Here is a 275-nt window from a genome sequence, read left to right as displayed (position 1 = left end):
TGGAAATTCTTGCCAAACTGACCCACCTATTCCTATTATATTGACCCAGTAAATCCTATTTAAACTGACCCACCTATTCTTGTTTAAATTGACCCACCCCCAAAAGTGTGTGTATTAAATAACTTGTATGGTTATACGTAATCACAATAACCATGGCAAACACACACTTAGATATGCGAAAAATAAAGCAGTTATATCGTTTCTATACCCAAGGGGTTAGTAAGCGAAAAATCAGTAAGCGGTTAGGGATCTCCCGTAATACAGTTCGCAAGTAC

General features: G+C 37.5%; 1 protein-coding gene. It reads left to right on the top strand.

From position 1 onward, the window contains the following. Nucleotides 1–152 precede the first annotated feature (152 nt). On the top strand, nt 153–275 hold a 123-nt coding region (locus FOF46_RS31150), incomplete at its 3' end, for a helix-turn-helix domain-containing protein (protein WP_143919297.1).

It is taken from the genome of Aquimarina algiphila, from assembly GCF_007489275.1.
Taxonomy (GTDB): Bacteria; Bacteroidota; Bacteroidia; order Flavobacteriales; family Flavobacteriaceae; genus Aquimarina; species Aquimarina algiphila.
Note: the sequence above shows the minus strand (reverse complement) of the source record. Positions and strands in the feature narration are given on the sequence as shown.